The following is a 7,465-nucleotide window of genomic DNA, read 5'->3' as shown; positions in this document are numbered from 1 at the left end:
GTATGTATTTATTATAATAATGAATAAGACAATCAAACAACAAGTAATCGCACTATCAACAAGTCTAGTGATTTTAGGGAGTGTACCTTTATCAGCATCAGCAGAAGAGATAAACAAATCTCAAACTGATCAACTTAATATTGCCCAGGGAGAACATGGAACGAGCGGATTAAATTATTCTAATTTCAAGTTGGAAGTTCCTGATCATGTACAAATTAACGAAGCAGAAGTATCTGAAAATGAAAAAATGCTTTTAGAAGAATATAAGCATAAACATGATGAAACAGAAGAATTAAACAAAATGCAAGATGCTAAGAAGGGACAAGTAGCAGAAAAGGAAGCTATTTCAAACATTGAAAAGGCATTTGAATCTGTAGATGGTCGAAATGATGGATCTGATCGTCAAATGAAACCTGTTGCAAAGCCAAGAGGTATTCAATATAGTGCACAGAGTACGAAGAAATATGGAACACTTGCAGGAGTTCCATTTGTGGAGTGGATTGTTCCAGCAGGAAATCCTGATATTCGTCCTGCAAATCCGATGAAAGCACGTTACATTACAATTCATGAGACCGCAAATACAGCCGCTGGTGCTAATGCTGAAAATCATGCGAAATATTTATACAAGCAAGCAACTGAAGGCACTTTCCGAACAGCTTCATGGCATTTTACTGTAGACGATAAACAAATTTATCAACACTTACCAACAAACGAAAATGGTTGGCATGCAGGAGATGGAGATGGATCAGGAAACAGGGAGTCTATCGGTATCGAGATCGCGGTTAACCAAGATGGTGATTACAATAAAGCTTTAGAAAATGCAAAACGACTTGCAGGTTATTTAATGAACAAAGAAGGAATTGGTGCAGATCATATTTACAAGCATCAACAATGGAGCGGGAAAAAATGTCCTGACATTTTAATTTCACGTGGTAATTGGGCTGGTTTCGTACAAGGAATTCAGTGGTATGCAAATATAAATGCGCAGATTGATACGCCTTTACAAGATAAAAATGACTCATTTAATCCAAATGAAAATAATCCAGCTGAACCTAGCATGGAACTAGTGGTAAATGGTAGTGGCATCAATGTACGTAGTGATGCGGGTATTGAACATCGTGTTGTACGTAAAGCTTCAACCGGAGATTGTTACAAAGTATTAGCGGTTAAAAATGGTTGGTATAAAGTAGGTAATGGAGAATGGATTTTCTATGACCCAAGCTGGATTAAAATTAACTACAATGTACCAAAGGAAGAAGTACAAAAGCCTAAGGAAGAAGTACAAAAACCAAAAGATGATATTACAGGTGGCTGGTTTGAAGAGCATATTCGTAAATTAAACAGTCTAGGTATTATGCAAGGCGAAGGTAATGGTGTATTTGCGCCATATCGAAATGTAACGAGAGCGGAGTTTGCGAAATTAATCTCGAATGCTCTTAAACTACCAGAGGGAAATAAGTCATTTGTAGATATTAATGAGGCACATCCATCACTTCATGACGGTATTAAACGTTGTGCAAGTGTAGGAATTATTAATGGTCGTGGTGGAGGGATTTTTGATCCTAACTCACCAATTACTCGTGAAGAAGTATCTATTATGATTGACAAAGCATTACGATATAAAGGAATTACAGGTGAGTTAGTAGCATTACCATTTACAGATAAGCATTTAATAACATATAAAGAATCGGTTCAACGATTATACAGTCTAAAGGTAGTTAATGGTATTGGAAATAATGAGTTTGATCCCCGAGGTACAGCAACTCGTGGTCAGGCAGCTGCCTTTATTGTGAAGATGTTAGATTCAATGCAAAAATAAAAGGAAACTTTAATCAGTGAGGGCCACTCGCATTGCAATCGAGCAGTTTATTCACCGAATTTTGAAATGAGAGTTGTACTGTCCGCAAATAGCAGAATAAATGGTATGTAGAAGCTGACATTGGTAGAAGTAAAAAATAAGAAGAATTTGAAAGGAGCTATCCAAAATAATAATTTGGAATAGCTCCTATTTAGTAGGAAGAACAAATTGTATGTAATGTAGAATGCCCTTCCAAGCCCCTTATAAGCCCCTACCAAGTAATAAATCACTAAGAAAAAACAAAAACAAAAACAAAAACAAGAACAAAACAAGCGCGAAAAAATGAAACCGGCGTTGTAGTAGTAAAAAAATTGTAATTCGAATGCCAAAACCATTCCCGCATGCCTATCTTTATAATGAAGGATTAAAATTTTCCTATTTACTAGCAAAGAGTGGAGGGAAACATATGGCGGTATACCGTAATGTGCAGGTGAACTTTTGGCAAGATGAATTCATATTAGATTTAACGCCAGAGGAGCGTTATTTTTACATATATTTGTTAACTGGTACGAAAACAAAGCAATGTGGTATTTACATATTACCGAAGCGTGTGGCAGAGCTTGAAACAGGTTATAGTATGGAGACTGTTGAGAAGTTGCTAAACAGGTTTGTTGAGTATGGAAAGATTTTATATGATACGGAAACGAAAGAGGTATTCATAATAAATTGGTTACACTATAACCCTATTTCAAATACGAATGTGGAGAAGTGCGTATTACGTGAGTTAAAGACTATAAAAAGTAATGAGTTCATACATATATTTTTACGTAAATGCCTTGAAGAAGAATACAAGATTCCATTATTATTGCAGCATTTTGGTATGCCAAAAGAAGAGGATAATAGTAGTTCACAAGTAGTTATTGAAGAGAAAGGAGAAGCGGAAGAGATAGAGGTGGAAACCATAGAAGAGGACGTTCCAAATAGTGAAGTTTATAAGTTTTATGAACAAAATATTAGTAGTTTATCCCCATATATTGTGAAGGAATTGAAGAATTGGATACAAAGACTTTCTGGAGAGAAAGTGTTAGAGGTACTTAAAATTGCGTTTGAAAATAATAAGAAAACGTTAGCTTATGTGAAGGGGATTTTGAGGAATTGGTGTAGTGAAAAATTAAAGGATTTTAGTGGGGAGAAGTGCGTAATGGGAAGTTTAGAGAGAAGGAAATGTATTTTGAGTAGTGTATTTTAATTTACATTAACTTAACATAGAATGTATGTTCGTTTTTGTGAGATTTATGCTATACTACCATTAAATAAGGGTATTTTTATAATAGATAAAAAGATGCGGAGGGTACAAAGTTTGACTACTAGTACATCTGAGTTGTTTCAATATATTAATATGACAGAAGAACAGAAACAATTATCACAACGATATTTACAGACAAAAGAAGAAGAGATTTTAAAAGATATTCAACTAACGACAATTCGTGATCAAAAAAGAAGCGATTTTGCGGAGCGATTTATAAACGATTTTAGGAAAGTGCATAAACAAGATCCGGATTTTTTTCGATTATTTTACCATATACTCGAGGAGCAATTATTAAATGTTCTTGTAGTCCGTTTTGCGCATGTCAGTTTTTCTAAAATGAAGATTTATTTAGAAAAAAGTGCACTTCCTTTGGACAAACTTGTAGCAATCGCATGTAAATATTTATCCAGTATTTCAAGTTATGTGAATGAAGCAGATGTTTTTCTTAGAGAGTTAACAAGAGAGAATCCGAACTATATAGAGGGACAATTACATACTTTACCAACTAACCAGCAAGTAACATTACTTCTTGTAATGTTTGATGTAGATTATGAAAAGTTTCGTACATATAGTTCTTTATTGAATGAGAGGTTAGAAGAACATACAGAATTTATATTGAAACTGCTAGGGGAAAAGGAAAAGGTTGAAGCAGTTAAACGGTATTTAAAAGGTAAAGATGATAGTGAAGTATTTATAGGTGGGAATTTACCGGAACATATTTGGCGGCTATTATTTTGTGTTCATAAATATTCGAATGTTGCGAGGCGATATATTGAAATATTGGCGAAGAAAAATGTTTGGGGTTTTATAAACTATGCAACACGTTATATGTGTCACACTCTCGGTCAGTCTCAAAACTACAAAAAAACTGGTAGTGTAAATAGAGAAACATATGAAGAAATTCAAAGTTTTTGTACACAGTTTTGGATTTCTAAGGAAAGATTTTTTGCGCATCGTCTAAGGCAACATGATTTAAATAGTGAGGATTTTTGTAAGACGTATGAATATGAATTGCTATGCTTTATGTTGGAGGAAGATCCTGAATTTATTCAACGTACTTTGCAATATGTAAGTAAAATGAATTATCTCATCATCGCACGAACGTTAGCTGAAAAAGGATATGAGCTAAATATAGGGAAAATGCGAGAAGAATTTTTTGTTGCTGCTTTGCAAATAAAATTGTCTACAGTGCGGGATACATATCGTGATTATTTACTAGGGAAATTGTCACTTGAGGATATGGAGCAAATACTTAAAAATCCGAAATATAGAAGTAGGTATTGGGGTATGCCGGTGTTAGAGGTTGCGCTTCTTTGGGATATAGATGATGTAGCGAAGAGGGAAGCTGTACTTACACTACAGTTTGGAGATGAAGATAGTGTTAATTTATACGAACTTCTTTACGAATGTTCTGTCAGAGGAGTAGAGCCGAAACAAGTATTAGAAAATCTGCTTTCGTATGGATTAAGTAAGGAAAAGCTTATCGCTTATGCAGTTGAAGAAGCTGCATGCTACAGTGAAGAGCGAAATAAGGCGAAGGAAGCGCTTGTTTGTGTAATTGTAAAAGAACAAGCGTACATCATTGAACGATTTGATGAGTATTCTGCTGTGGCCAAAGCATATATTTTAGAAGAGTTAGCAAAGGATAACATGATTAAAATGCGTCCAATTTTAATTAAAAGCTTAGGAGATTCATCTAAAAAAATGCGTGAGTCTGTAGTTAAACTGCTTTCAAAAGATGTAGAAGCTGCAGCAGATGTAGCAGTTGAACTTCATAATAAAAAGAAAATTGTTCGTGAAAATGTGATGAAAATACTTATAGAGTATAAGCTTGAAAAATATACGAAACTTGTACAGGAAGCTTTGCAAGAAAGTAAAAATGAATCTTTCGCAGGAAAATTCTCGTTTTTATTTCAAACGGAGGAAGAAAAGATAGAAGAACTATGTGCACGTATTTTAACTGAACAAACAAGAAATTCACTTCTGCAATTGATTGGGGATGAGCCACAAATCCGTTTACGTGACTCTGATGAAATTGCTGATGCTGCAATTCCGTTAGCCTATTTACAACAGTATATTTCAGATGCTGTTATTGAGAAGAAAGAAACAGCAGAAGTAATTGGTAGAGCTTTAAATGAAGAGGACTTAAAAGAATATGTGCAAACAATATATCAAATATGGATTTCTCAAGACGCAGATGTGAAGAAACGTGGAATTCTTTCGTTATACGGAATGTATAGTGACGACAAAATGGTCGACATACTTATAAAGCAAATTGATGAATGGGTGCTTCAAATGAGAGGAAAGATAGCAGCGGATGCCGTTCGTGCTTTAGGTTTGTCTTCATCTAAGCTTGCACTTATGTCTATTCATGCAATAGCATTTAAATATAAACATAAGCAAGTACGTAATGCAGCAAAAGAAGCGCTAAGTCTTGCTGCGAAAACACGTGGTATAACAGAGGAAGAGCTGGAAGATCAATTGGTGCCGGACCTTGGCTTTACTATACATGGTGAAAAAATAATTGATTTCGGGAATCGAAGTTTTACTGCCATTTTAACTACAGAGTCAAAAATTGAATTAGAGACAGAAGAAGGAAAACGTATGAAGTCACTTCCAAAGCCGAATGCAAAAGATGATGTAGAAAAGGCTGAAGAGGCTAAAAAAGAATTAGCCTCTTTAAAGAAGGAACTCCGAAATACTCTTTCCATGCAAAAACAACGATTGGAAACGGCACTTTCATTAAAGCGTTATTGGTCACATAATGCATGGAAGTCTGTATTTATGGATAATCCAATTATGAAGCAATTTTCTATTTCACTCATTTGGGGTGAGTATAAGGAAGGGAAGTTGCTGAAGGTATTCCGTTATGCAGAAGGTGGCGTGTTCTGTACAATTGACGGGAAGAGTTATGAACTTTCATCTGGCACTGTTATTGGTTTCGTTCATCCGTTAGAATTGTCTGGGGCGGAGAAGGAATTATGGAAAGAGCAATTAGAAAGTGCGGGAATTGTTCAGCCGTTCCTACAAATTGAGCGTCCAGTGTTTGTAGTAGAAGAGAATGATGAGAGTGCTATTGAGAGATTTGGCGGTATTTTACTAAATGGTCGTTCGTTATTCGGTAAGATGACGAAGCTTGGATGGATCCGTGGGTCTGTTCAAGATGGCGGTGTGTATTATACATTTTACAAAGAAGATACTCGTACCGGATTAGGCGTGCAATTGTCATTTAGCGGAGCGCCGATTGGTTATGAAGATGAAGAAGATGTATGTGTATTTGACATTCAATTTTATAAAGCAGGTACAGTGAATCGTGGTTCATATGAATACGATGAGATTGATGATGAAAGACGCATTGTACCAAAAGAAGTAGATAAACGCTTCTTTAGTGAAATGTTATATGATGTGCAAGTAGCGACAGATTCAAATCTTGGGCATAATGAAAGTTGGCGTAGCGAACGATAAGAAAAACCCCCTTCATTGGTAGGAAAATGAAGGGGGTTTTTCAATGTTTCAAAAGGTTCTTTCATAATAGAAGCGAATTAGGGGGAAGAGGATTTTTATCCTTTTAGAAGGGATTGGTATCATGATCAAATAGATGATTTATCATACGACTACACTGAATACAGCGGGAATAGAAGGGAAAATGTTAACGTTACAGCCACGGTAATGATAGAAAAGACTTTTACTATATGTAAGAGTCTCTTTTTTTGTAAACACGACAAAATTTGACAAAAAAATTTGCAGGAACTTGTTATAATTTCTGTTGGAATATTTTGTTTAACGAGAAATGGGTGTATAGCGTAAAAGATTTCGGTGTCATACAAATACATTTTTTGTTTTACATTCAAGGATTTCATAAGAGAAGAATTACAAAAATGAATGACATGGAGAAGTCATAGGGGGAGAGGAGATTTAGCATGAGTATTAAAGTAATAAGAGCAACAGGGGTAATGGGAGGAGCAGCAAGAGTTGCTGTAAAGGTAGATAACGAAGTAGTAATGAAACTTGAGAATAACGAAGAATATACGCTTCCTTTTGAATTAGATGAAGCGAATATTAAAGTAAAACAATTCTTTTTTGGAAGTAAAGAAAAGAAAGTAAAGGATGGCGATGTAGTAGAAATTAAGATAAATAGTATTGCTATGCTATTACTGATGGTGTCAATGATGGCTGTTTTATTTGGTTCGTCAATTGGTATAAATATTGTTGTTTTTGGTATGATAGGAGCTTTAGTTACATTAGTATACGGATTGAATAACTGGTTTCGTTTAGAGGTTAAATAATTATTGTATATATATTTATTTCAGTTGATTTACTATACATGGGATGAAAATATTTTTAAGTGGGAAATGGGG

Annotated in this window: 4 protein-coding genes; all 4 read left to right on the top strand. The window is 35.0% G+C overall.

The genetic code is table 11. The features are described 5' to 3' along the window. On the top strand, window positions 1-1,819 hold a 1,819-nt coding region (locus ABWK52_RS23390; RefSeq protein ID WP_353772171.1), incomplete at its 5' end, for an S-layer homology domain-containing protein. Window positions 1,820-2,264: 445 nt separating this feature from the next. After that, window positions 2,265-3,047 carry a DnaD domain-containing protein gene (locus tag ABWK52_RS23385; protein ID WP_098541070.1) on the top strand — a complete coding sequence of 261 codons (783 nt, stop codon included), beginning with the start codon at window positions 2,265-2,267 and terminating at the stop codon, window positions 3,045-3,047. 111 nt (window positions 3,048-3,158) lie between these two features. After that, window positions 3,159-6,572 (top strand): DUF4132 domain-containing protein, encoded by a 3,414-nt coding sequence (locus tag ABWK52_RS23380; protein ID WP_098541068.1) that lies wholly within the window; start codon window positions 3,159-3,161, stop codon window positions 6,570-6,572. A gap of 455 nt (window positions 6,573-7,027) precedes the next feature. Beyond that, window positions 7,028-7,393, top strand: coding sequence for a hypothetical protein (locus ABWK52_RS23375; RefSeq protein ID WP_000025025.1), 366 nt, complete (start codon window positions 7,028-7,030; stop codon window positions 7,391-7,393). Window positions 7,394-7,465 lie beyond the last annotated feature (72 nt).

This window comes from Bacillus sp. AP50, from assembly GCF_040492675.1.
Taxonomy (GTDB): domain Bacteria; phylum Bacillota; class Bacilli; order Bacillales; family Bacillaceae_G; genus Bacillus_A; species Bacillus_A cereus.
This window is presented reverse-complemented; position numbering and strand designations above follow the sequence as displayed.

Excerpts from the sequence above, each read along its gene's own strand:
- ABWK52_RS23375 (WP_000025025.1), top strand. The coding sequence starts at position 7,028 with ATGAGTATTAAAGTAATAAGAGCAACAGGGGTAATGGGAGGAGCAGCA.
- ABWK52_RS23385 (WP_098541070.1), top strand. The coding sequence starts at position 2,265 with ATGGCGGTATACCGTAATGTGCAGGTGAACTTTTGGCAAGATGAATTC.